Below are 24,869 nucleotides of genomic sequence, written 5' to 3' on the forward strand. Positions count from 1 at the left end.
ACATAAAAAGATGAAACAACTCCTAAAAAAATCTATATATATTTCTGTATTTGGTATGATAGCAATGAGCTATCAAGCTTGTACCAAACTGGACGAAAATCCTTATAGCGAAATAAGCAACGATAAATTTCTCAACAACAGAAGAGAAGTATTGCAAGCGGCCTTACGCCCAATGACCCATATGCAATCATGGCTAGCGCCTACCGGAGGCAGTGGTTATTACTACCATTCGGAATTGTCGTCTGATCAATTGGCCTGGCCGCAAAAAGGCAGACATGGCTATGATGCAGGAGATCATTTTAGACAGCATTATCACACATGGACAGACAATGAATCTCGCACACGCGATGCTTGGATTGGAATGTGGACAGGCTTAGGTTATGTTAACAACGCGCTCAATCGGATTCAAGCAACCCCACCAGAAAAGGTTGGCATGGAGCCTGACGAACTGAATGCGATCATTGCAGAACTCAAGGTACTTCGCGCTTATAATTACATGAAAATAATGGAATTATGGGGCAATGTACCCATTGTTGAAGAAGTGTCTGAAGAAATAGCCAATCCAGAGACCAAACCACGTACGGAAGTCTTTGCTTTCATACAAAAGGAGCTTGAAGAAAATGTTCCTAATTTATTACCGCTTTCGGATGCATTAATTGGAAGAGTAAACAAGGCTGCGGGATACGCCATGCTAGCAGAACTCTATCTTAATGCTGAAAAGTGGGTAGGACAGCCCATGTGGGACGAGTGTATTGCAGCCTGTGATCAGGTTTTAAATGGTGAAGGGGGCGGCTTAGGGGGTGGTCCTAACCTGGCTGCTGATCTGACGTCTACATTTAGTAATACGAATCAACGTGCAACAGAGGCTCTTTTTCAATTTGCATATAGTCAAAAAGGAGGTTTCGCATTTGATTGGGGCGGCTTCTTTATGGGCTATGATTATATGAAAGATGTACTTAATGTCGGATACGGCGGATGGAATGCCTTCGTAGTGATACCAACCGCTTTTGATGCTTACACTGAAAACGACTTACGCAAGAAAGAGTGGTTTTTGTTCGGCCCACAATACAAATATGGCACACAAACACCGGTGTTAGGCACGGAAGAATGGAGCGGAAAACCTATTGTTTTTGTAAACAGTATCCGCCGTGAAAGCGAGGGAGACTTAACCAGCGCAGGCGGTATGGCACAAGGAGAAGAAAATAGTGGAGCTAGATTCAATAAATATAAATCCGGGACCTTACAAGATGCCAACTATCGTGAAAACCACTATATGATCTATCGTCTTACCGAAATATACTTTAATAAAGCAGAGGCCATTATGCGAAAAAATGGCGGTGTTGCCACCCAAGAGGCAGTAAATTTAATTAATGAAAGTAGAAAACGAGCCTTTTCCGCCGAAGATTGGCCTGCTGCACAATATACAACGGCAAGCTTGACACTAGATGAATTATTGGCTGAGCGAGGTCGTGAATTTATTTTTGAAGGAAAAAGACGTACCGATCTTATTCGTTTTGGAAAGTATACAACAGCCGCTTGGTGGGATCACAGACCTAGTAGTGACCCAAACCGGGAATTGTATCCGATTCCGAATACGCAAATTGCCATTAATCCAAATTTGAAGCAAAATCCGGGATACTAAACAACAGAGGCGCTCAAAAAATGAGCGCCTTTTTATCATATCCAATGATGTACCACCAATTTTACGGTCAGTTGGGAGCATGGCTTCTCAATCAAAACTCTTTGCCATCTTGACTTTAAAAGATATTCTCAACAATATTCGTTCATTATTTTTATAAATAAAACAATTCTGTTAATTTGCCTAACACAGTACCAACAAAACAGACACCAATGACCCTAGTTTACATTGCCCTATCCATTTTCTTGTTAATCCTACTGATTAATACATTCAAAGTACATCCCTTCCCTGCCTTTTTACTCGTTTCAATCTTTGCCGCAGCTACTTTAGGCTTATCTATTGATAAAATTGCGACAACATTAGAGAAAGGAATTGGCGATATTTTATCATCCTTACTAATATTAATTACGTTTGGAGCCATGTTCGGTAAAATCATTGCTGTAAGCGGTGCTGCGCAAAAAATAGCCGCGGTGATGATGTCGTGGGTGGGGCAAAAAAAAATTCAGTGGGCCATGATGATTGTTGGCTTTATCATCGGTATTCCACTTTTTTACGGAGTAGGTTTTGTGCTGATGGTGCCCCTTATTTTTTCGGTAGTCTATAAATATAAACTTCCGGCGGTCTTCATTGGCTTGCCTATGTTAGCAGCGCTGTCGGTTACGCATGGCTTTTTACCCCCTCATCCTTCACCCTCCGCACTGGTTATCCAATTCAACGCCAATATGGGTTTAACGCTTGTATATGGCTTCGCTCTTGCTATACCGGCTATCATTATCGCCGGTCCTTTCTTTGCACAATTTCTCAAAAAAATCCCATCGCAACCCTTACAGACATTCATTTCAGAAGACTTACCCGATGATCAATTACCAGGCACTTTTAATAGCTTTTTTACGGCATTGTTGCCCGTTATACTACTAATTGCAACGACATTTATCCAACATGTATTTACGTTGAGTCCAACAGTTCAACAGCTATTAATATTTCTGAGTTCGCCATCGGTGGTTTTGATGATTGTATTTTTTTATTCACTTTTCTCCTTGGGAGTCGTTCAAAAACTTAAAATGGACGATTTAATGAATCATTGTACGCAAGCGGTGAAGGACGTTGCTACCATCATTTTGATTATTGCCGGTTCAGGAGCGCTCAAAGAAGTATTTACACAAACCGGTGTAAGCGAGGAGATTGCTACTTCATTGAGAGCACTTCCGGTTCCGCCGCTTGCCTTAGGTTGGTTAATAGCGGCTATTATACGAATATGCGTCGGATCGGCAACTGTAGCGGGATTGACGACCGGATCGATGATTCTACCACTGATTCAATCCACTGGAACTGACCCTAATTTGATGGTGCTAGCGGTCGGCGCAGGTAGTTTAGCCTTCTCACATGTCAATGATTCAGGCTTCTGGATGTTTAAGGAGTACTTTAATCTGACGATCAAAGATACCGTGCTAACTTGGTCGGTAATGGAATCCATTGTTGCCATCGTCGGCCTCATCGGTGTTCTGTTGTTAAATCTGGTTGTATAAGATCAACGATTTTATCCTAATAAATTATTGGTAAACTTAATACGTATACCCGACTGGAAATTTTCCACAGTCTTAAAAATTTCCTTTAAGGTAACACGTTCAATACGTGTAATCTTATCAATATCAATATAGTTGTCCGGCTCACCCTTATCAACGATCATGCGCACCGCCTGATTTTTTAGACGCATTGTCATTAAGTAATAATAAGATAAGCTTAATTCCTGATATTGATTTTCAGTGAACACGCCCATATCTCGCAACATTTTCATTCGTTCTCCGGTATTCTCTAAAAAAATCCGATTCCGTAGAGCATAAACACGCACCAAGTCTACGATTGGGGTCATCGCTTTTTTAATATCAAAGACCTCGCGGCCTTGTACTGTTATCGTCTTAATTGGTTTAAAGAACGTTAATGGCGGCACGTATTGCAAGGCATTTTTAGCCAAATACACAAAAAACTTCTCTAAAGGCTGCTGAAGCTCTACATCTAGAAAGTCTCGAAGATTATCCATGATTGCTTTATCTCCATAAATCAATCGGCAATCAAAAAAAGTCGAAAATTTAATGGCAGTCTCCGGAAGCGATTCCTCCATCCATTTTTTATAATTGCTCTTCCAATGCGATAAGGAGTGTGTCCATTGTGGATTACTCGCCATATAGCCCCCCGTACAATACGCGAAGCCTACAAAATGCAATCGATCAGACACTTTTTGCGCAAACTCAAGGAACCATTTCCGAACTTCTTCCCGATGTTCGTTCGCCTTATCCTCATAAATTAGCGCATTATCCTGATCTGTTTTCAAAGTCTGTTCTTTACGTCCCTCGCTTCCCAACACCATAAAAACGAATTTAGAGGGTGGATTGCTCATTTCGCTCAACACTTCTTCTATTACATTCTGCGCAATTGTATCAGCAATAGCGGTTATTAATTGATTAACAATCTCAGCTTGTACACCTTTACTCAATAACTGATTGACAATGTACGGAACACGAGACCACTTCTCTTTTAACTCGATACTCGTTCTAGCTAATTTTACAGATTGAATAAAGACTAATGGCGATTGAGCTTGTTCACTCATCAATTTATTTCTGCTAACAAATCCTACGTATTTGCCTTCTGACTCTACCAGCAAATAGCGTAATTTTGTTTCATACATCGTCAGCAGCGCTTCATATATATAGGTATCAATGGAAATTGACTCTATGGCGCGATCCATAAAATAATACACAGGTTTAGTAAGATCAGCTTTTTTCGCGATCACATTATCACGCAACGTTATATCAGTAATGAAGCCGTCGATATTTCCACTTTCACTGGTGACAAACAAACAACTAACCTTATTGGCAGCCATAATACGGGCGGCTTCGTACACCGGCATGCTTTCTTTGCAGGTCACCAGCTCCCTGAAAGCTATATCACTGATTCTTCTCGAATAGACCTGTTCAGGCATCAGGTAACTTTCATCAAATGAAGGGGCTTGTTCTTTTGTATTATCCATGAGTTTTTCTATAAAACTATAGTCATTAATTGAAGTGCATATAAATGACTTATAAACGCTTGAAAACTAACGAACAGACAATTAAAGCAATCAAAAAAAACAAAATTATTAACACCGTTGATATGCTCCATGGTGACTTATCAAGAATCAGTTGTTTTGATAATTTGACTTGCTGTTCTTCAATTGTTTCTTCTGTAACTTCTTTTCTTTTGACCAGCTCAAAATAACTCTTTGCTGTGGCGTCTGCATCTAATAAAGCATTATGGGCCTTCTCCAGCTCCTTTTCAAAAAGTTCCTGGTAGAGTTCGTTTAAACGGAGGTATTTTATCCAAGGTTTTTTAACGTATCCAGAACTCGCTAACATGGTACAAAATAGGCGTAAATCGCCAAGTGGGTTTTCCATAGCGCAGCGATAAAAATCCGCCCCCAATACATGAAAGTCGAGTGCGACAAAGTGCCCCACGACTAGAGGTTTAAATTGCCGGAGATCACTGCTGAGTTTTTCCATTACGGCACAACGCGGTACTCCAAACGTTCTTAAGTATGAACCCTTTATCCGATGCACTAATTGCGCTTGCCGACTAACCACCACATCGTCTTCGTTCACATAGAAATTTTCTCGCTTGATTTCCCTTCCGTCCTTTGTAAACACAATCCAAGCGACTTGAACGGCACTTGGCCAATTATCTTTTGTAGAATATCCTACCGTCCACTTTTTGGGTAGCCCCGTTGTTTCCGTGTCAATAAATAAAAGATATTCTTGCATGCAAGAAAAATAACTCTTTTTAATAACAAGTGCAATAAGAGACGTAAAATCCTGCTGTTTATATTGAATTATTCATTGCTCGGCTATTATAAAACGAAGGTGTCTCCTACATTTGTCTTTGACAAGCATAGGAGACACCCGCTTAGTATTTATTCTATTAATCTTCCAAGATTTCGGCAACTCTTCCGATCTGCCCATCTTCGAGTCGAACTTTAATTCCTCTGGAGTGAAAGGTGGCCGATGTTAAAATATCCTTGACATAGCCATAAGTAATGTTCCCCGTACGCTGATCTTTCTTCAGGATAATCCCTACATTTTGTCCTCTAAAAATTTCCTTACGATATTGTCCGTTGCTCATACCTTTCTAAATATATTCAAGTATACACTATTTAGGCGACTTCATCTTTATACAAATATAATTCGTCCACTAAATGCAAAAAATGCATTAGCTCAAATGGTTTCTTCACGTAGGCTTCTGCTCCACATCGCTCTTTAATTTTTGCTATATCATCGGAAGCGGATACCATCGCAACCGGAATATGGCTTGTTAACGGATTCTGCTTTAATTCCATGCACAAATCACTACCCCACATCCACATGAGGCGTTCATCTAGTAGAACCAACCCAAACTTTCCGGTTCTCAAAATACTGTGCATATTTTTTCCTGTATCTATTTTAACATCGTAGCCCTCCGGTTTTAGTATATCCGCAACCATTGCCGCGAAATCCGTATCGTCATCTACGCAAAGAATATTCTTCATTTTAAATCCTATTTTTTTGATAATCATCAACTCGCATATTTTATCACCTACTTTAAGCGGTGGTTTATGCAAGTATATCAGTCTTACTTTTAAAATTTTGAAGCGGGCAAAGCCACAATGACCAATCGTCATTCACTGAGTAGACGCTTCTTTTATTAATTTATTCCGATATAATCCAAAACAACAACTCCATATGTGTTTCTATACCCATTCAAGAAATAATCGTATTGAATTATTTTTATAACGTTGGCCATCGCAACGTCAGTATGTCTTGTTATCAAATATTCAACCAAAATCTCAGCTTTAACCCACAAACAAGCCTTAAAAACACTCAACAAGTTGATTTTTAAAACCAAATCCATTTATCATTTTTTTGTTAATTTTTTGTTCACGTTGAACAGGCTCATTTATCAACTGTCAATCCCTCCCCTTGCATGATTATCCATGATATTTTTTTCCATATTTAATTTGTATAGAATGTGAGCAATTCAAGCATCTTTCGTTTACGTAAATTTACCATTAAATTACTTTGGTTTGAAGTTTGTAATATTAAGTTGTAAATAGAAAGTGGGGGAGTTTGACTACTTTATTATACAAAACATCTCCTATTTTGCTAGGCATAGGATACTATACTGCTAATGTATGAAGCAAATTGACGAAAATAAATTTTCATTTTCCGCTCGTACTTACAATAGGGAATTGGATCTGCTACTAACCGCTTTAGATACTACAAAAGTCGGTGTAGTAATAACCGATTGCTCGCAGCCCGATTATCCCATTGTCTACTGCAACAAGGCATTTGAAGAGCTCACTGGCTATTCGCGCAATGAAGTTATTGGCCATAATTGTCGTTTTTTACAAGGCAATGATGACAACGAAGAACAAAAAAAAGTCATCAAAACAGCCTTGCATCTGGGGCAGCCATGTGAAATAGAAATAAAAAACTATAAAAAAGACGGATCTGTATTTTGGAATCAACTTCGCTTACAACCAATAAGAGACGAGGAAAATAATGTTACTTATTATATTGGTGTTCAAAACGATGTTACTCGCTTAAAACTAACCAATCAGCAGCTCCGAGTAGAAAAACTTAAAGTAAAAAAAACGTTGGTTGAACATGACAACAATCTATCGGATGATGAAGGTCTCCTGACGGCCGTAATAGACACCGTTAGGGATTCCGTGTTGATTTTGACGGAGAATCTTCATATTATAAAGGTCAATAGATCTTTCCTTAAAACTTTCCATATTGCCGAGGACGAGGTACTGGACCAGCATATCCTGGGCATCGACAACGGGAAGTGGAACACTATGGGGCTACAAAACCTCGCTGAGCAATTAAGCTCAAAAAAAACAAGCATAAAGGATTATTTGTTGGAAGACTTTCCAACTCGTGTCGGAAAAAAAGTATTGAATTTTGATGCTCATTTTATATCACACACGACTAATGCAAACATCATTTTAGCGATTAGCGATATAACGGAGTTACGGGAGCTCGAGAAAAGAAAAGATGACTTTCTAAGTACAGCCAGTCATGAACTTAAAACTCCGTTAACAGCCATTACAGCGAGTTTACAATTAACACAACGGATGCTTCCTCCTGATGCAAGCGAAACACTTAAGGGAACACTCAATAAGACAAAATCTTATGTAGACAAATTGGAGCATCTGGTTATTGACCTCTTGGATGCATCCAAAATTAAAACCGGAAGAATAGAACTTACCAAACAGGCATTTGACTTTGACGCAATGATCTTAGAGGTCGTAGATAAATTACGAGGAAAATATCATGATAACCATTTCGAGGTTCAGGGAGCAGCAAGTAATTATTATATAGGAGATAGACTGCGCCTGGAGCAAGTCATCTTAAACTTATTAACTAACTCCATTAAATTTTCCCCCGTCAATAGATCAATTAATATACATCTTTCACGATTAAGTGATTTCATAAAAGTTTCAATTACCGATTATGGTTTGGGTGTAGACCATCAATATCAGAAGAAAATATTTGATTCTTTTTATCGGGTGGACGAAATACAGAAACAGTATCCCGGCATCGGTGTCGGTCTGTATATAAGCAACCAGATCATAAAAAAACATAAAGGAACCCTTTGGGTTGAAAGTACAATCGGAGAAGGCGCCACCTTTAGTTTTACATTACCCCTAAAATACCAAGATCATGATAAAGAAAATTATGATATGTGATGATGATGAAGGCATATTAGACATTACGGGCTTATTATTGGAAAGCTATGGATATCAGGTATTACTGGAGTCCAATAGCTCACGTTTGCTTCCAAGAATTTCATCGGAAAAGCCCGACTTGCTGTTAATCGATATCTGGATGCCCTTATTAATGGGGGACGAAATTGTGAGAATTTTAAAGAACAATAAAGAAACTGCTCACTTACCGATCATTATGTTTTCCGCTGGCAGAGAAAGCGAACGTATAGCATCCGAAGTTGGTGCTGACGATTATATAGCAAAACCTTTTAATATCGAGGATTTAAACAATAAAATCGTTGCGCTTGGATAAATTACTTACTATTTTTTATTTAATATCACCTTTTTCCAAAAATCCTGCATGAATCCCAAACCATAGGCAGTTAATTGAATCATAGCAGCTACCACACCAAGGCCCGCCACCCTAAGCGACTTGCTCTGAGACCAAGCGTGGAAAAAAAGTAATAAGACATAGACCCCTAGCAGAAAATTACAACACCATGTAACTAATGGAATTCTAAACAAAATAAAACCTTGTAAAAAATTCAGTGCGACGGTAAAAATTAAAAATAGCGTAAAAAGTGCCGGAAAAAAATGGACAAGTTTCAGCTCTAAGGGAAAGTGTTTGTAAATATTAATTCTAGCTCTTCCAAAAAAATGAAGCTGTTTATAAAACTGACTAAAATCAGTTCTCCGTTTGTGATAGACAATGGCTTCGGGGATTAGGCCGATCTTAAATCCTGCTCTTTGAATCCGTATACTATATTCTATATCCTCCCCTAATCTAGTCAACTTATATCCACCAACGGCCTCCCACACCTCTCTGGAAACGCCCATATTGAAACTTCGAGGATGAAACTGCCCGATATGCTTTTTATTCCCTCTAATCCCACCGGTAGTAAGGGGCGATGTCATGGAATAACTAATAGCTTTCTGAATGGGTGTAAACGACGCATGTGCGGCATCGGGACCGCCATAAGCGTCCAACTTATGAAGAGATAGATAATCGTTAACCAGCTGTAGATAGTTAGCCGGAATCAAACAATCAGAGTCGAATACAATAAAGTAATCTCCCTTTGCACGTTCGAAACCAAAGTTTCGACTGAAACCTTGCCCTTCGTTGGGTTTGAAAAAATATCGAAGATTAAGTTTATCCCGGTAGCTTTCAACGATCTTCCCGGCACTATTTGTAGATCCATCCTCAATCACCAGCACTTCAAATTCAGGATAGCCTTGCTGCACCAGTGTAAACAGAAGCTCGTCTATTTCTTGCGGTCGATTATATAAAGGAATAATAATTGAAAAGAAAATCATGCGGAAAATAAAAGCTATCTAGATCACTTTTTCTATTTGATAATTATTTCGGTCATGTGCATTGCGCGAGACTAACTCAGCAATAAAGCCGGTTAAAAATAGCTGCGTACCTACTATAATTGCAACTAGAGCAATGTAAAACAAAGGTTGATCGGTAACATTTCGATAGGAGGTACCTTTCGATATGCTGATCAGTTTATCCGAAATCAGCCAAAGAGTCATAATAAAGCCTCCCATAAAACTCAGTACACCTAGACTTCCAAAAAAATGCATCGGTCTTTTACTAAATTTGCCAACAAAAAATATTGACAGTAAGTCTAAAAAACCATTGATAAATCGACTGAAACCGAATTTGGTCGTGCCATACTTCCTAGGATAATGCTTTACAACCTGTTCTTCTATTTTTGTAAAGCCTGCCCATTTTGCAATAACGGGGATATAACGGTGCATCTCTCCGTAAACCTCTATATTTTTAACTACATCCTTTCGATAAGCCTTCAGCCCGCAATTGAAATCATGTAAGTTATTGATACCTGAAACCCTGCGTGTCACCGCATTAAAAAGTTTGGTAGGCAGCGTTTTATTTAAAGGGTCATGCCTTTTTTGTTTGTATCCAGACAACAAATCCAGCTTTTCCTCTTTTATTCGATGAAAAAGAACCGGTATCTCATCCGGACTATCTTGTAAGTCAGCATCCATGGTGATAACAACATCGCCCGATGCAGCTGCAAAACCGACATTCAATGCAGCTGATTTCCCATAATTCCGCCGAAATTTAATGGCATAAATTTCAGGATAGGTTAATTTTAGCGCCTCAATTTCACGCCATGAACCGTCTGTGCTACCGTCATCTATCATAATCACTTCGTAACTGAAGCTGTTCTCATCATTTACCCGTTTAATCCATGCCACCAATTCAGATAAAGATTCAACTTCATTGTACAAAGGTATGACGACAGATATATCCATGTGTTAATAAGCAATTATCAAATGATTTGTTTATCGGTTTATTCCTGAGGTTCTTCAGAGATTGTTTGAAATATGGGTCGTTCTTTCTTAAATAAAGCACCAAATATTAGAGCAATCACGAAAACAACAATAGTAGAGATCGCAAAACCACGCAACGTATTAACAATATTAACTTCACCTGCCTTTTCTATTTGCTCATCTATCTTTTCCAGTTGCGTGTCAATCTGCTCAGCATCAGCACCCGATTTCTCCATGTACTCAATTGAGTTATTCGCTATGTTACGCATATAGCGTTCTCTCATATCAGGCTCTATATACTTCTCAAAAACAAATCCGGAGACTGAGGAAATAAAGCTTGCCACAAGCAACATGGAAAAAACACCGATTACAGCTTGCTTAAAACTCCAATAGCCGCCGATAGTTCCTCGCAATCTAAATGTGAATAAAATAGCTAATACTAAAGGAAGAAAAAAGCCGGTGATGACCGGGCCAATAATGACCATCCAAAACGAGGAACTGGAAGCATAATAGTACATGGGAATAATGGTTAATACAATCATCAGTATTCCCACTACAATCCCTAACTTAGCTCCTTCTTTCCGTAATAAGCTGTTGTTTTCCATTTACTTTTAGTTTTTATTATAGGCCACTATAAGTGCATAAACCGCTACGTCCATTGACGGATCGCCACTAGCTCTTAGATATTCGGTAAATTGGCTTTCCGATGGATTCTGTTCGGCAAAGAAGCTCATTATCGGATAAAACAGCCCAGCCAGCTCTTGCTCCTCGCCAAGATTAGCTGCTACTCGACTTATTTCTTTATAATTGCTCTCTACTAATATTTGGTTGGCAATCATCGGTTCATAAATACGATGTTCATCTTGAAATTCATCTTCATCTACCAACAGGAATTCTTTTAGAAAATCACTTAACTCCGGCTCGATTTCCTCATCAATGCATTCTCTTAAGTATAACAGCAAATTGAGCAACTCGGTTCCCCGATCTATAGTCTGCTCTTCAATATCTTCCCACTCCTCCGATTCGAGATAATCCTCTTCCAATTTTTCGACATCTGCTGCAAAAAAGTTCATCAGCAAGAGGTCGAACGCAATTTCCCTTAAATCTTCATAAGAAGGATAAGCATCAAAACATTCGTCTAACAAATCCACCTTTTGCATATAGCTCTCATCGCTATTAAAAGCTGCGAATAAATTCGTTCGAAAAACCTCGTTTGTTCCGTTTATCTTATCAAAAGCAGAAAGTGCAGCAGTTAATGCTTTCTCAATACGTGCGTCCATCATATTAATTTAGTGTACTATATACCTTATTATTATTCACCACCAAATTTACTTTGCCCATTAAAGTAGCGCCATAAAAAGGACTATTAATCGATTTGGAATAGTTTGTATTTATATCAAAGGTCCAATTTTCTTTCGGATTAAACAAAACTAAATTCGCAGCAGCTCCAACGGTCAAAGATGGCGTCGGAAGCGATAAAATCTCGCGCGGCCTTATTGAAATTTTTTCTATTATTAAATCGATTGATAATTGTGCCTCGAGTAGCAAAGGCAAAGTAGTTTGAAGGCCGATTATACCATTTTTTGCAATTTCAAACTCTACGCGCTTATATTCTACTTCATGGGGCGTATGCTGAGAAACAATCGCATCGATCGTACCGTCTAATAGCCCTTCTTTCAATGCCTGTATATCTTCTGCTGTTCTCAACGGGGGGCTCACCTTATAATTACTATCGAAACCGGCGACACGATCATCCGTTAAAACCAGATGATGAGCGGCGACGTCACAAGTGACCTGTATTCCCTTCTGCTTGGCTTCCCTTATCAGGGATACACTCCCTTTTGTACTAATTGTGCTAAAATGAATAGCAGTGTTGTGGTAATTAGCGAGCGATAAATCTCTCGATATCATCAATTCTTCAGCAAGCCCGGGATTTCCCTTCATTCCCAAATAGGTACTCATAACACCCTCATTCATTTTTGAGTGATTTGCAATCGAAGCATCCTCCGCAAAAGACATGATCAGTGCACCGAATCCCTTGCAGTAGAGGAGTGCTCTACTCATTAGTTCTGCCTGTTGAATACTTTTATTGCCATTGGAAAAAGCAACAGCTCCCGCTAACTTCATATCATAAAGCTCTGCCAGATCATTACCCGTTCTCCCTTTACTTATAGCTCCAATCGGGTAAATAGATACCAGTTGATTTCTCGCTAAATTCAAAACCATGGATATCTCTCCTTTACTATGTAGGGCAGGCTCTGTGTTAGGTTGCATCGCTAATCCGGTAAAACCACCTGCCGCAGCAGCGGCACAACCGCTTTCAATCGTCTCCTTTGTCTCCAATCCCGGCTCGCCTAAATTTACGTTTAAATCGAAAAATCCCGGAGCCAAGTATTGTCCATTAGCGTCAATAACCGTTGCATCTTCGTCGTTTATGATATTCTTATTTTCAATGGTCTCGACCATACCCCGATTGATGAGAACATCTAGCGTTTGACCATTTTTTTCATGTCCGGGAAAGGCTAACGTGGCAGACTTTATCAGTATTTTATCCATGTAAAACAATACGTTTTTTGACAAATAAATATAAAGTGTCAGTGGCTTTCATTGAAAAGCTTGACAACATCGTGCAAAAAGGGAAAAATTGTTTTAATATAACCGATGGGGTTATAAAACTCATTGAAGAATGAAGTACAATCTGAGGAACTTTCATTAAAAAACAAAAGTACAAAATAGTCGTTAATGCTAACGAATATTTTGTACTGAATTTGATGTGCCAGTTAGCTGATACGATCGTTAGCTAACTGCGAGTTGGCCGACAATTAACCGATAATCGTATTATCCGCAATCACGGCTCGTTTCTTAATAACGATAATGCCGTCCTTCACCGTATAGGTTTCAAAGTCTCCATCCGGCAGATGTGGGCCACCTTTAATCTGTACATTGTTACCGATTGAACAGCTCTTATCTAAAATTGCAGTGTCAATATAGCAATCTTCTCCAACCCCAACAATGGGCTTGTTAGTTCTCTTTGCATCTTCAAGCTCTTCAAGGTTTTGATAAAAATCACTCCCCATCATATAGGTATTCTTGATAACCGTACCCTTCCCTATCCTAGAACGGACGCCGATAACCGAGCGTTCGATTTCCTTCGCTGCAATAATACAACCATCCGCCACAATAGCATTATAGAGTGTAGTCGCAGCCATTTTAGATGGAGGTAGCATACGGGGTCTTGTAAAAATACTCTGTTTATCAAAGAGGTTAAAGGCAGGTATTTCATCTGTTAAACCAATATTAGCTTCAAAGAAAGAATCAATGTTACCAATATCAGTCCAATAGCCATCATATTGATAGCTTATCACTTTCTTTTGATCGGTAATTGCATCAGGTATCAGTTCTTTACCGAAATCCAATCCCTGATTTTGTGTTAGCAGGTCGTTTAGTACCCCTTTACTAAAAACGTAAATTCCCATCGAAGCGAGATAAACCCTTCCCGCATCTTTCATTTCGTCACTTACCTCCGAACTCCAGTCAACAAGCAATTCTGTTTTAGGCTTTTCTATAAAGGAGGTAATATGCCCCTCATCATCAGATTTCAATATACCAAAAGAAGTAGCGTCCTTTGCGTTAACGGGAATCGTGGCAATGGTGATTTCTGCTTTCTTACTAATATGAAATTCGATCATCTCCTGGAAATCTATCTGATAGAGTTGATCGCCCGATAAAATAAGGATAAAATCATAATCGTGATTGACCATGTAACGTAAAGAGTGCCGCACGGCATCAGCGGTTCCCTGAAACCATTTATCTCCTTCAATCGTCTGTTCGGCAGCGATAATATCAACGAATCCTTTACTGAAAACACTAAAGTTATAAGTGTTTTTAATATGCGTATTTAGTGATGCCGAATTGTATTGGGTCAATACAAAAATTCGATTGAATCCCGAATTCAAACAGTTGGAAATAGGTATGTCGACTAAGCGATATTTACCGGCAATTGGCACCGCTGGCTTTGACCGTTTATCAGTTAAGGGTGCTAACCGGGAACCCCTCCCCCCTCCTAGCACGATGGATATTACCTTTGGAGTCATATTAATTAATTAGTTTTTTATATAAATCTGTATACTTGGCTGCCGATTTTTCCCAGGAAAAGTCGAGCTTCATTAATTTCTTCCTTAGGGCAGTCTGCTGCTTTTGGTCCGTTTGACGCCAAAAGTGCAAAGCGCGTTCAATGCCCTCGCAAACCCCGTTAACACTAATGTCATTAAATAAGACACCATACCCTTCTCGATCGATATCTACCACGGTATCTTTCAGCCCTCCTGTTGCATGTACTACAGGCACCGTTCCGTAACGCATAGCATACAATTGATTTAACCCGCAGGGTTCAACTCGAGACGGCATCAATAAAAAATCTGCACCGGCATATACTTGGTGAGCCAGTTCTTCATTATAACCAATAAACAAGGCCAAATGTTGTGAAAATTGTTCGCGTATTTTTAATAATGACGCTTCGATGCCCTTATCTCCTGATCCTAAAACGAAGAAATTAACCTCTCCTTCAAACCGTTCTAAAACAGATACGAGAACAGATGCTAATAGATCAGCTCCCTTCTCCAAAGCAAAACGACCGATGAATACGAACAATGGTAGACTTGCGTCCATACCGTAAGTATCACATAGGATGCTCTTATTACTTCCTTTACCCTTCTTAACAGCAGCTGGTGAAAAATTATTTTCAAGCATGGGATCGGTAGCCGTATCCCAAACCTCTGTATCAATCCCATTTACAATCCCATATGACTTCGTCCTTTCACCCTCAAAAAGGCCCTCCAAACCATTAGCTCTTACGTATAACTCATGTAAATATCCTTCTGAAACCGTCGTGTAAGCCCAACAACATTTGATTAGGGCTGCTAAGGGGTTAATTAATCCGTTCCAATCGAGCAAGCCCCATCGCCACGTATCAAAAGTGGGCATGAGCGAAGCGCTATTCCAGCTTAGCCATCCCTGATACTGTCCATTGTGAACGGTGGCAACTGTTGGAACACCCTTTAACAAGTTAAATTGATCCACATTTTCAATATAAAATGGAATCAGACCTGCATGATGATCATGGCAGTGTATAATGTCGGGCCGTTGGTAAGTTGCACATAGCCAATCCAAAGCGGCATGTTGAAAAGCCAAGAATTGTTCGCTTTCATCCGGGTAGCTATATACTTCCTCCCGATCAAGTAAGCCAGGTATTTTAATCAAAATTAACTCAAAGCCTAGCAGATTGCTGCGTTCTCGTAAAACGCTGTAATGGTAAGAGGAATTGCCTTGTTGGATGCTACCTTCGTGTAGAACTTCGAACTCATTATTCTGTACAAAAGTCTTGTTATAGAAAGGCATCACAACGGAGGATTCAATTCCAGCCTTCCGCTGATATTTGGGTAAAGAACCCAGCACGTCCGCTAAACCACCAACTTTGGCCACAGGATAACATTCCGCGGCGAAATGAATTACACGCATTTTTCTTTCGTTTTACCTTGTCCTTTTCAAAACTACACCACTTAATGGAGGTAGCGTAAACTTCGCCGAATAGGCCTTGTTCATCCAATGATAAGGTTCGGCTTTAATAGGCTCGCAGTTAATTCCACTTCCAAAATATACTTTATCGTCTGAATTCAATAGTACCTCATAAGTTCCTTTATGAGGAAGACCGATACGATAATAATATCGCACTACAGGCGTCAGATTTAATATAACAACCAAGTCATCCTTCTCCGATCTCCCTTTCCGATAATAAACAAGCACCGAATTTTCATGGTCACCCAATTCTACCCATTCAAAACCCTCCGGCGAAAAACTTTTTTCATATAAAGCGGGTTGCGTCTTATATAAATTATTTAAATCTTTCACAAAACGAAATAAGCCTTCGTGTGGCGGAAAATTGAGCAAATGCCAATCTAGCGATTGGTTGTAATCCCATTCCGCAGTTTGTCCGAACTCACCTCCCATAAATAAAAGTTTAGTGCCCGAATGCGTAAACATATAAAGATATAACGCCCGGAGGTTTGCGAAACGTTGCCATTCATCCCCGGGCATTTTGTAGATTAACGAATGTTTTCCATGCACAACCTCATCATGCGACAAGGGAAGCATAAAATTTTCATGAAAGGCGTATACGGTACTGAAAGTTATCTGTTGATGATTATACTTACGATAAACGGGGTCCTGTTTAAAGTAGTTCAAGGTATCATGCATCCACCCCATCATCCATTTCATGCCAAATCCCAAACCACCGGTAAAAGTAGGTCTACTAACTCCCGGCCAAGCCGTCGATTCCTCAGCAATTGTTTGCACATCAGCAAAATTTGCATAAACGGCTTCATTTAGTTCTTTAAGGAAACTCACCGCTTCCAAGTTCTCACGACCACCGTATTCATTCGGTATCCATTCACCTGCATTGCGCGAATAATCTAAATATAACATAGAAGCCACCGCATCTACCCTTAAACCATCCGCATGAAATCGGTCCAGCCAAAATATTGCATTACTTATCAAAAAGGCCCTAACTTCATTTCGTCCATAATTAAAGATATAGGAGCTCCAATCGGGATGATATCCCTGTCGTGGATCTTGGTGTTCGTATAAATGCGATCCATCGAATCGATACAACCCGTGAGCATCCCCCGGAAAGTGTGAAGGAACCCAGTCGAGAAATACACCAATATCGTTCCGGTGCAGTTGCTCAATGAGATACATGAGTTCTTGCGGTGGACCGTAACGAGCACTGGCGGCGAAATAGCCGGTTACTTGATAACCCCATGAAGGATAGTAAGGATGCTCCATGATAGGCATAAACTCTACGTGCGTAAAACCGGCCTCTTTAATGTAGGGTACCAATTTATCAGCAATCTGCCCGTAACTTAATAAATGATCAGGATGCTCGGGGTCTCGCATCCAAGACCCCAGGTGTAATTCATATACAGATATAGGCCTATCCAAACCATTGTGAAGATGCCGTTTCTCCATCCAATCCTGATCCTTCCATTCATACCAGGTGGTACCGACTTTAGAAGCAGTTTTTGGCGGTGTTTCCCAAACTAAAGCAAAGGGATCTCCCTTTTCCAGATTTTCTCCGGTTGCCGTCTTGATAAGATACTTATAATTGGCCCCTAAAGGCACGTCAGGAATGAAGCCCTCCCAAATACCGGAGGCATCCCATCGAATATATAAGTGGTGCAAATGGGGGTTCCATCCATTAAAATCACCAATTACGCTGACTGATCGGGCATTAGGCGCCCAAACGGCAAAATAAGTTCCTTTTCTTTCCTCTTTTTCTAGATGATGAGCACCGAACTTTTCGTATAACTTAAAATGTTTTCCTGCTTTGAAAAGACTAACATCAAAATCAGTAAACAGTGAGAATACTTCAACAGTATTATGCATATAGTGTTTTTTTACAGTTAGGTGCGCTCTATAATGATTACTTTAGCTAAAAAGCAACCTGTCCGAACTTATTTCGGAGACACATTTCATTTCTACAAAAGAGAATATTGACCGTTACGTCAAACCTTCGCCCTTCTGACTCTTTATTCGACAACAATATTCCGGAAATCTTTATCAACCTGAATAGTAGGAACCCCTTCTTCTTCTTTCCATTCAGTAATTCGATTATCAACCAATATTCTATTTATTTCAAATGGTAAACCTATAAAACTCAGTTTATAAGTTTCATATCTCTCTGTAAACAATCCATCGATCGTTTGGTTTAAGGTTAAGCTATTTTTTTCGCCTTTTAGTACAATTTTTTTCTCAAGGTAAATCTCCTGTTCGTAGGCAAACGTATCGCCATGATCTTCATAAAGGAAAGAATTCACTTCTATGTCCGCGTAATAAACTCTTAGCTTTAAACTATCAACCTGCCGAAGGTCCACGTATTGCATAACAGGATACTCGGGAATTACGGCTCCTGCTTTGATAAATAAAGGCATTTCATCTAACGGCGTTGCTATATCGTGTTCTTCCCCCCCTTTTAACACCGTATCAGACCAATAGTGATACCAGTAACCCGCAGGTAGATAAACTTTTTTGCTCACTTGTCCAGGATTGACTACAGGAGAAACCAACACCTTATCACCAAAAGAAAACTCCTCCTCTCTTGGGATATTCGATTCTATTGCCTGCTCTAGCATAGAGATCGGTCTCAGAATCGGAAAGCCATACTGCGCATGTTCCCAAAAAACCGAATAAATGTAAGGTAGAAACTTATAGCGAAGCTCGATGAACTTTTTGTTGATTGCTTCTAGTTCCGCACCAAAACTCCAAGGTTCCCGCTCTCTTGTATCGCCGGCCGAATGTGCTCTCATAAAAGGTGAGAACACCCCAAATTGGATCCACCTAGTAAACAATTCGCCATCAGGTTCACCGCTAAATCCACCGATATCTGTTCCACAAAAAGACATACCCGATACCGAAAGCCGTTGGAGCTGCAGAACACCCAAACGAAGATGTTCCCAAGTAGCCACATTGTCGCCCGTCCAGACGGAAGAATATCGTTGAGTTCCGGCATAGGCCGCTCGGGTTATAGTGAATGGTCGCTTACCATGATTCAATTTCTTAAGCCCTTCATAGGTGGCTCGTACCATCTGCATTCCATATACATTATGCGCTTTGCGATGAGAGCCCCGGTAGCCGTCGTAGTTATGTCTCACATCGTTCGGGAATGTACCACGACCAAATACAGCCGGTTCATTCATATCGTTCCATACGCCGGCTACCCCGACATCAACCAACCCCTTGAATAAACCGCCCCACCATTCACGTGTTTCGGGATTGGTAAAATCAGGAAACTGACATCGTCCAGGCCATACATGACCTTCCATAAAATAATCATCACCTCTTCTACAGAAATATTTGTTTTCTTTGCCTTCTTTAAATACCCAATAATTATCATCCACTTTAATACCCGGGTCTATAATAACAACCGTTTTAAATCCCTGATCTGCCAAGGTTTTGATCATCTTTTTTGGATTTGGGAAATAATGTTTATTCCAAGTAAAGCAGCGATAACCATCCATGTAATCGATATCGAGATATATGGCATCGCAGGGAATATTTCTGGATCGAAAACCTGCCGCTATTTCGTGTACTTTGCTTTCCGGATAATAGCTCCATCGGCATTGGTGAAATCCCAAAGCCCACAAGGGAGGTAAATAATGAGTACCTGTAATACTATGATAGCGCTTCACGACGTCCATCATATGGGGGCCATGAATGTAATAGTATTGTAGCTCACCTCCCTCCGACCAAAAGCTGGTTTGGTCATGTTTTTCAGCAGCAAAATCAAAATAGGTTTTGAACGTATTGTCAAAGAAAATTCCATAAGCCTCCCCTTTGTTCAATCCAATATAAAAAGGGATACTTCGATACAAGGGATCTTGATCAAAGGAAAATGAATAGGTGTCTGAATTCCAATTGGTCAATCTTTTACCACGCAAATTTAGGTGCGTGGGTTTATCGCCTACACCATAAAAAGCTTCTTGCTCTTCCGCAACTTTGGTACAATAAACATAATACCCCCCAAAATCCGGATTTTCTTCCCAATGCATCGGCGTGTGATCCCGATTGATAACCTGTCCTTCACGGTCCTGAAAAGATATCAAGAAATCCTTTTTATTGATGACGCAAGTCACAGTATTAGTACTTACGCTATAAGTATCCTCTTCTTCCTGAAATGCGTAAAGCGCTACATGTTGATCAGGATTTGGAACTGCATAAGAAAAATCGTCTAAAAATTGGCTATGGGGTGCTAGCCTAATCCGTATGATTTCATCACTTACCACCTTTACTTCTACAGCGGCAGAACCATCTGTAAACACGTAACTATTACCTCTTTGTACATATCCTGTGATCTTTTGAAGATACTTTTTCACAATCTGCGGCAAATCCAGTACCGGGTTATTAACATGTTGTATACCGGATTCTAACGTCTCTTCCTGAATCGGTTCAATTGCATCTTTATTAATTGTCTCAGCCATATTCCGTCAATTTCAAATTTATATAGCCAATGTACAGTATTTGCGGTATGAATGCAATAGTCTGAAAACGATTTATAATTGTTTCATTTATACTGGATATCTACGACGATCTGCCCTAAGAATTGATGTCTTTTTTTACCGCTTTTTTTACATTCACTTGGTCGAAAGAGAAGTCCGAATAATTTCAAGCGCGCGCGTTTGAAAGGCTCGTGCCACAGGATAAGACAGGAAGTTTTCGTCTGATGTAAACATAAAATCGATCTGTCCCTTAAAGCTGGTAATGGATAAGGTAGAAGGATTACCCAAAGCAAAGAGACTAGCTGGCGCGTACAAGTTTTCAATGGCAAGTGCGCCGTAGTGCTCCTCCAATTGAACACGTCCCATATTTGAAAAAGTAAAGGCGTGCGTCCCTTTGTCTTTCTTTGCATAGTTGGTTATTTGCGGTATTAACGGCGTGAGCCCTTCACTAAAAACCAACGTATCATAAACCGTTAACTTTTCCATACGTTTTGCTAATGCAACCTTTAACATCTCCGCTTGTTGCCAAATGTTTCGAGCGGAACTTTTTTTCAGATGTAGGGGGACCATTGCAGGAAAAGCAAAGAGCATGTCATTTTTTACTTCCTTAATAAATCTTCTCATATCGATCGAACAAAAGAGTTTTACACATCGCCTTCTGCCATCAACATCACCATAAGCAGTCAAAAATACGGCGCTCAAAAAGGCATGGATAGAAAATCCTTTAAGCTTGCATTGTTCAAGAATCGCTTTTGATTCTTCTTTGCTTAAATTCCAATGAATAAAATAGGGGTTACATCGATTGATTTCTTTCTTAAAGGAGGCAAAGCGTAATGCCGTTTTTACTATCATTGGAAGGCATTTGGCGATAAACCTGTTACCCTTATTACGTTTTACATGCTCCGGGATAAAATCGAGCACAGACGAAAATCGGTCATAGCTACCAATATCCATTGCAGGGTTCCCTAATACACAGAGGGTCTCATTCATTAAATTCAGCACGGATCTGCCATCACAAATACAATGGTGGCCAACAAACATTAAGTCTGAAAGAATCTCGCCTCTAATCCACACAACACGTAAAAGTAAGCTATCAGTGGCATCGAAGGGGGCGAGACATTCCCGCACGAATTCGCTTTTCCAATCGTCGTCGGTAAGACGGTTAATAACTCGGACTTGAATATCTTTTTTTATTGTAGCTTGGACAAAATAGGGCGCACTGCTAACATCTTGCTCAATGTGAACATTTAAAAGAGGATGTCTCCGTTGTACTTTATCGAGAGCCGCCTGTAAACATGCCTTACTAAAGCTTCCACGAATCGTAACCGTCGTAACGACATTATTGGCAATGGCACCGCCAGCATATAAAGTTCCTTCCAGAAAAGTTAATTTTCTTTTCATTTGCTTATAATAGGCTATGGGACCAAACTAATAGGCAAGGTCAATGTCTCATAACACGAGGCATTCATCCCATATTTAATGTGAAGATAAGTAAAAAACCTAAAAAGTGAAGTACTATCGTTTTTGTTACACATGAATTTTTGCTAATAAAATTCACCTTTTATTTGCAAAAACAAAATTGAATCCTATATTTGCAACATTCTTCTTAACAAAGAAGTTCAGAATAAGAAAATGTTAAAAGTCTTCACACATCACGTACATTTCCATCATCGCCCTTGTGGCGATATGTAATAAGTATGTTTCTACGTGAAGCAGTTAAACCCCGATTCATTTACTTTTTTATATTCATCTGCATGTGCTTTGATACATGTAATAAAATATTATACTATCCATGTCATCCTTAAAAATAGCTATCCAAAAGTCGGGTAGATTAAACGAAAAATCTGTAGAGTTATTAAAAAACTGTGGCCTAACTTTCGAAAATTATAAAAGCTCACTCATATCTTCCGTATCCAATTTTCCACTGGAAATTCTTTTCTTACGGGATGATGATATACCGGAGTACGTTCAAGATGGGATCGCCGATTTAGGTATTGTCGGTGAAAATGTGATTAGTGAAACTGGAGTCAATGTACATTTTTTGCAACGCCTTGGTTTTGGAAAATGTACTTTGAAGATTGCCATACCAAATGAAAGCGAATTAGTACAAATAAATGATTTAGAGGGGCGAGCCATTGCCACTTCTTACCCCAACATCCTAAAAAAATACCTTTCTGACAATCAAATTAATGCAACCATTCGCACCATATCCGGATCAGTTGAAATTTCGCCTGGATTAGGATTAAGTGATGCTATATGCGATATCGTTTCCACAGGAGGCACCTTAAAAAGTAATGGCTTAAAACCTTTTGCTGACGTTATGTCATCTGAGGCCATCCTAATCGGCAAAAATGGAATCGAAAAAGAAGAAGCTGTGAAAGAGCTAATGCAGCGAATTCAATCCGTTTTGAAGGCAAAGGAAACTAAATACGTTGTACTTAATGTGAAAAGAGAAAATCTTCAAATAATAGTAGACCTGCTCCCCGGCGTAAAAAGTCCAACGGTGGTGCCTCTTGCCGAGGAAGGTTGGGTAGCCGTCCATACGGCCATACAAGAGCGTGACTTTTGGGAAAAAATAAATAAACTCAAAGCCGCCGGTGCTCAGGGAATTGTTGTCATGCCCATTGAAAAGATTATTATGTAATTGGACCCAAGATATTGGTAGCAAGACGTATGTAGCAAGATGCAAGACAACCGTATAAGAAGGTGAAGAAAAATAACGTCTACCTGTCCTGATACTTTCGTCTTGATACTTTATCCTAATACAAGTAAAGCATGTTAAACACATATAACTATAAGGAGCTTTCCCCTGATGCATTAAGCCAGCTGATTATTCGCAATACAGATCCGGCTCATACCATTCAGGAAACGGTTGACAATATTATCCAAAATGTCCGACAGAAGGGCGATGCCGCACTGTTTGACTTTACGGAACGGTTCGACAAAGTTAAACTGGATCGCTTGTATATTGAAGAGGACGATATTCAGTTACTAGCAACCAGCATTGGTAGAGACCAGCAAAGGGCGTTGGAAATCGCTTTTAACAACATTTACAAATTTCATCAAAATCAATTACGTAAGGAAAAGAAGATCGACACGATGCAAGGCGTCACGTGTTGGAGGGAGGCGCGCCCCATTGAGCGTGTAGGACTTTACGTTCCCGGTGGGTCGGCTGTACTTCCAAGTACTTTTCTTATGCTTGGTGTTCCTGCTCGAATCGCGGGATGCAAAGAAATTGTCGTATGTTGCCCCCCACAAACCAGTGGACTTATAAATGGCTATATTGCTTATTGTGCATATTTATTAAAAATTAAACGCATTTATCTGGTCGGCGGTGCCCAAGCGATCGCCGCCATGGCATATGGCACTGCAACCATTCCGAAAGTTGACAAGATTTTCGGTCCGGGCAACCAATTTGTAACAAAGGCTAAAACCATTGTACAAGCTACCACGAATACGGCGATCGACATGCCCGCCGGCCCCTCGGAAGTACTCATTATAGCTGATAAGACGAGCAATCCTATTTATGTAGCAGCCGATCTGCTTGCACAGGCTGAACATGGAAAAGATAGTCAAGCTATCTTGGTTAGTGATAGTGAATCCCTTATAGAACAAGTTAATCAAGAGCTAGCTAAACAGGTAGAAGCGCTCCCAAGAGTTGAAATAGCTAAAGCGGCCATCGCTCATTCCTATGCCGTGCTTTGCAGTGATTTAACACAAGCGATGTCGTTCAGCAATGCCTATGCCCCGGAGCACTTAATTCTTGCGCTCGATGACTGGCAATCTATTATAAACAAAATAATCAATGCCGGATCGGTTTTCTTAGGGCACTTAACACCTGAAAGCGTGGGAGATTATGCTTCAGGAACGAATCACACGTTACCGACAAGTGCTTATGCAAAGGCTTATTCCGGTGTGTCAGTAGATTCTTTTATTAAAAAAATAACTTTTCAACACATTACGCCAATTGGAATAAACCAATTAGGTCCTACCGTTGAAATATTGGCAGAACTTGAAGGATTACACGCACATAAAAACGCTGTAAGCGTTAGATTAAGGCATAAACCTGAGTAGCATTTTTTTACCACCCCTACGGGTGGCAAGC

The 24,869-nt window shown here is 39.9% G+C and carries 20 protein-coding genes; 6 read left to right on the plus strand and 14 right to left on the minus strand.

Annotated elements, in window-relative coordinates; translation table 11 throughout:
• The first annotated feature begins 10 nt into the window (after positions 1-10).
• Together ACH11B_RS27595 and ACH11B_RS27600 are read left to right on the plus strand one after the other, a co-directional pair.
• Complete coding sequence (locus ACH11B_RS27595; protein ID WP_130856506.1) at positions 11-1,642, plus strand: RagB/SusD family nutrient uptake outer membrane protein; 1,632 nt, start codon at positions 11-13, stop codon at positions 1,640-1,642.
• Between the two features lie 209 nt (positions 1,643-1,851).
• Positions 1,852-3,165: a gluconate:H+ symporter gene (locus ACH11B_RS27600; RefSeq protein ID WP_013668311.1), complete on the plus strand. Its 1,314-nt coding sequence runs from the start codon at positions 1,852-1,854 to the stop codon at positions 3,163-3,165.
• 11 nt (positions 3,166-3,176) lie between these two features.
• On the opposite strand, the gene ACH11B_RS27605 is transcribed toward ACH11B_RS27600, so the two are convergent.
• The 4 genes from ACH11B_RS27605 to ACH11B_RS27620 all read right to left on the minus strand — a co-directional run bounded on the left by ACH11B_RS27605 (position 3,177) and on the right by ACH11B_RS27620 (position 6,191).
• Positions 3,177-4,664 (minus strand): DUF294 nucleotidyltransferase-like domain-containing protein, encoded by a 1,488-nt coding sequence (locus ACH11B_RS27605; protein WP_013668312.1) that lies wholly within the window; start codon positions 4,662-4,664, stop codon positions 3,177-3,179.
• A gap of 49 nt (positions 4,665-4,713) precedes the next feature.
• Entirely contained in the window at positions 4,714-5,430 is a 717-nt protein-coding gene (locus ACH11B_RS27610) for an exonuclease domain-containing protein (RefSeq protein ID WP_377611492.1), read from the minus strand.
• A gap of 157 nt (positions 5,431-5,587) precedes the next feature.
• Entirely contained in the window at positions 5,588-5,788 is a 201-nt protein-coding gene (locus tag ACH11B_RS27615; RefSeq protein ID WP_013668314.1) for a YwbE family protein, read from the minus strand.
• A gap of 31 nt (positions 5,789-5,819) precedes the next feature.
• Positions 5,820-6,191: a PleD family two-component system response regulator gene (locus ACH11B_RS27620; protein ID WP_157622309.1), complete on the minus strand. Its 372-nt coding sequence runs from the start codon at positions 6,189-6,191 to the stop codon at positions 5,820-5,822.
• Positions 6,192-6,833: 642 nt separating this feature from the next.
• Between ACH11B_RS27620 and ACH11B_RS27625 the strand changes: the two genes are divergently transcribed.
• Positions 6,834-8,396: a PAS domain-containing protein gene (locus tag ACH11B_RS27625; protein WP_377611494.1), complete on the plus strand. Its 1,563-nt coding sequence runs from the start codon at positions 6,834-6,836 to the stop codon at positions 8,394-8,396.
• Positions 8,371-8,727 carry a PleD family two-component system response regulator gene (locus tag ACH11B_RS27630; RefSeq protein ID WP_013668317.1) on the plus strand — a complete coding sequence of 119 codons (357 nt, stop codon included), beginning with the start codon at positions 8,371-8,373 and terminating at the stop codon, positions 8,725-8,727. The genes ACH11B_RS27625 and ACH11B_RS27630 overlap by 26 nt, the downstream gene beginning before the upstream one ends.
• A gap of 8 nt (positions 8,728-8,735) precedes the next feature.
• Here ACH11B_RS27630 and ACH11B_RS27635 read toward each other — a convergent pair whose 3' ends face one another.
• The 10 genes from ACH11B_RS27635 to ACH11B_RS27680 all read right to left on the minus strand — a co-directional run bounded on the left by ACH11B_RS27635 (position 8,736) and on the right by ACH11B_RS27680 (position 22,165).
• Positions 8,736-9,725: a glycosyltransferase gene (locus ACH11B_RS27635; RefSeq protein ID WP_377611597.1), complete on the minus strand. Its 990-nt coding sequence runs from the start codon at positions 9,723-9,725 to the stop codon at positions 8,736-8,738.
• A 21-nt stretch (positions 9,726-9,746) separates the two neighbouring features.
• Positions 9,747-10,697, minus strand: coding sequence for a glycosyltransferase family 2 protein (locus tag ACH11B_RS27640; RefSeq protein WP_013668319.1), 951 nt, complete (start codon positions 10,695-10,697; stop codon positions 9,747-9,749).
• Between the two features lie 38 nt (positions 10,698-10,735).
• Complete coding sequence (locus ACH11B_RS27645) at positions 10,736-11,320, minus strand: DUF4199 domain-containing protein (RefSeq protein WP_013668320.1); 585 nt, start codon at positions 11,318-11,320, stop codon at positions 10,736-10,738.
• Between the two features lie 6 nt (positions 11,321-11,326).
• On the minus strand, positions 11,327-11,998 hold the full coding sequence (locus ACH11B_RS27650; RefSeq protein WP_377611497.1) for a hypothetical protein: 672 nt from the start codon (positions 11,996-11,998) through the stop codon (positions 11,327-11,329).
• Position 11,999: 1 nt separating this feature from the next.
• Complete coding sequence (locus ACH11B_RS27655; RefSeq protein ID WP_377611498.1) at positions 12,000-13,271, minus strand: dihydroorotase family protein; 1,272 nt, start codon at positions 13,269-13,271, stop codon at positions 12,000-12,002.
• Positions 13,272-13,537: 266 nt separating this feature from the next.
• Positions 13,538-14,809 (minus strand): glucose-1-phosphate adenylyltransferase, encoded by a 1,272-nt coding sequence (locus tag ACH11B_RS27660; protein WP_013668323.1) that lies wholly within the window; start codon positions 14,807-14,809, stop codon positions 13,538-13,540.
• Position 14,810: 1 nt separating this feature from the next.
• Positions 14,811-16,232, minus strand: coding sequence for a glycogen synthase (locus ACH11B_RS27665; RefSeq protein ID WP_377611500.1), 1,422 nt, complete (start codon positions 16,230-16,232; stop codon positions 14,811-14,813).
• Positions 16,233-16,244: 12 nt separating this feature from the next.
• A complete protein-coding gene (glgB, locus tag ACH11B_RS27670) occupies positions 16,245-18,155 on the minus strand; it encodes a 1,4-alpha-glucan branching protein GlgB (RefSeq protein WP_377611502.1) in 1,911 nt (636 codons plus the stop codon).
• Between the two features lie 143 nt (positions 18,156-18,298).
• Positions 18,299-20,746: a glycoside hydrolase family 31 protein gene (locus ACH11B_RS27675; protein WP_013668326.1), complete on the minus strand. Its 2,448-nt coding sequence runs from the start codon at positions 20,744-20,746 to the stop codon at positions 18,299-18,301.
• A 153-nt stretch (positions 20,747-20,899) separates the two neighbouring features.
• Positions 20,900-22,165, minus strand: coding sequence for a condensation domain-containing protein (locus ACH11B_RS27680; RefSeq protein ID WP_377611504.1), 1,266 nt, complete (start codon positions 22,163-22,165; stop codon positions 20,900-20,902).
• A 391-nt stretch (positions 22,166-22,556) separates the two neighbouring features.
• On the opposite strand from ACH11B_RS27680, the gene hisG reads away from it, so the two are divergent.
• Together hisG and hisD are read left to right on the plus strand one after the other, a co-directional pair.
• Complete coding sequence (hisG, locus tag ACH11B_RS27685; RefSeq protein ID WP_377611506.1) at positions 22,557-23,408, plus strand: ATP phosphoribosyltransferase; 852 nt, start codon at positions 22,557-22,559, stop codon at positions 23,406-23,408.
• A gap of 131 nt (positions 23,409-23,539) precedes the next feature.
• Positions 23,540-24,838 (plus strand): histidinol dehydrogenase, encoded by a 1,299-nt coding sequence (gene hisD / locus ACH11B_RS27690; RefSeq protein ID WP_377611508.1) that lies wholly within the window; start codon positions 23,540-23,542, stop codon positions 24,836-24,838.
• The last annotated feature ends 31 nt before the right edge of the window (positions 24,839-24,869 follow it).

Origin of the sequence: Olivibacter sp. EAT-5 (assembly GCF_044784325.1) — a bacterium.
Lineage (GTDB): Bacteria > Bacteroidota > Bacteroidia > Sphingobacteriales > Sphingobacteriaceae > Olivibacter > Olivibacter oleidegradans.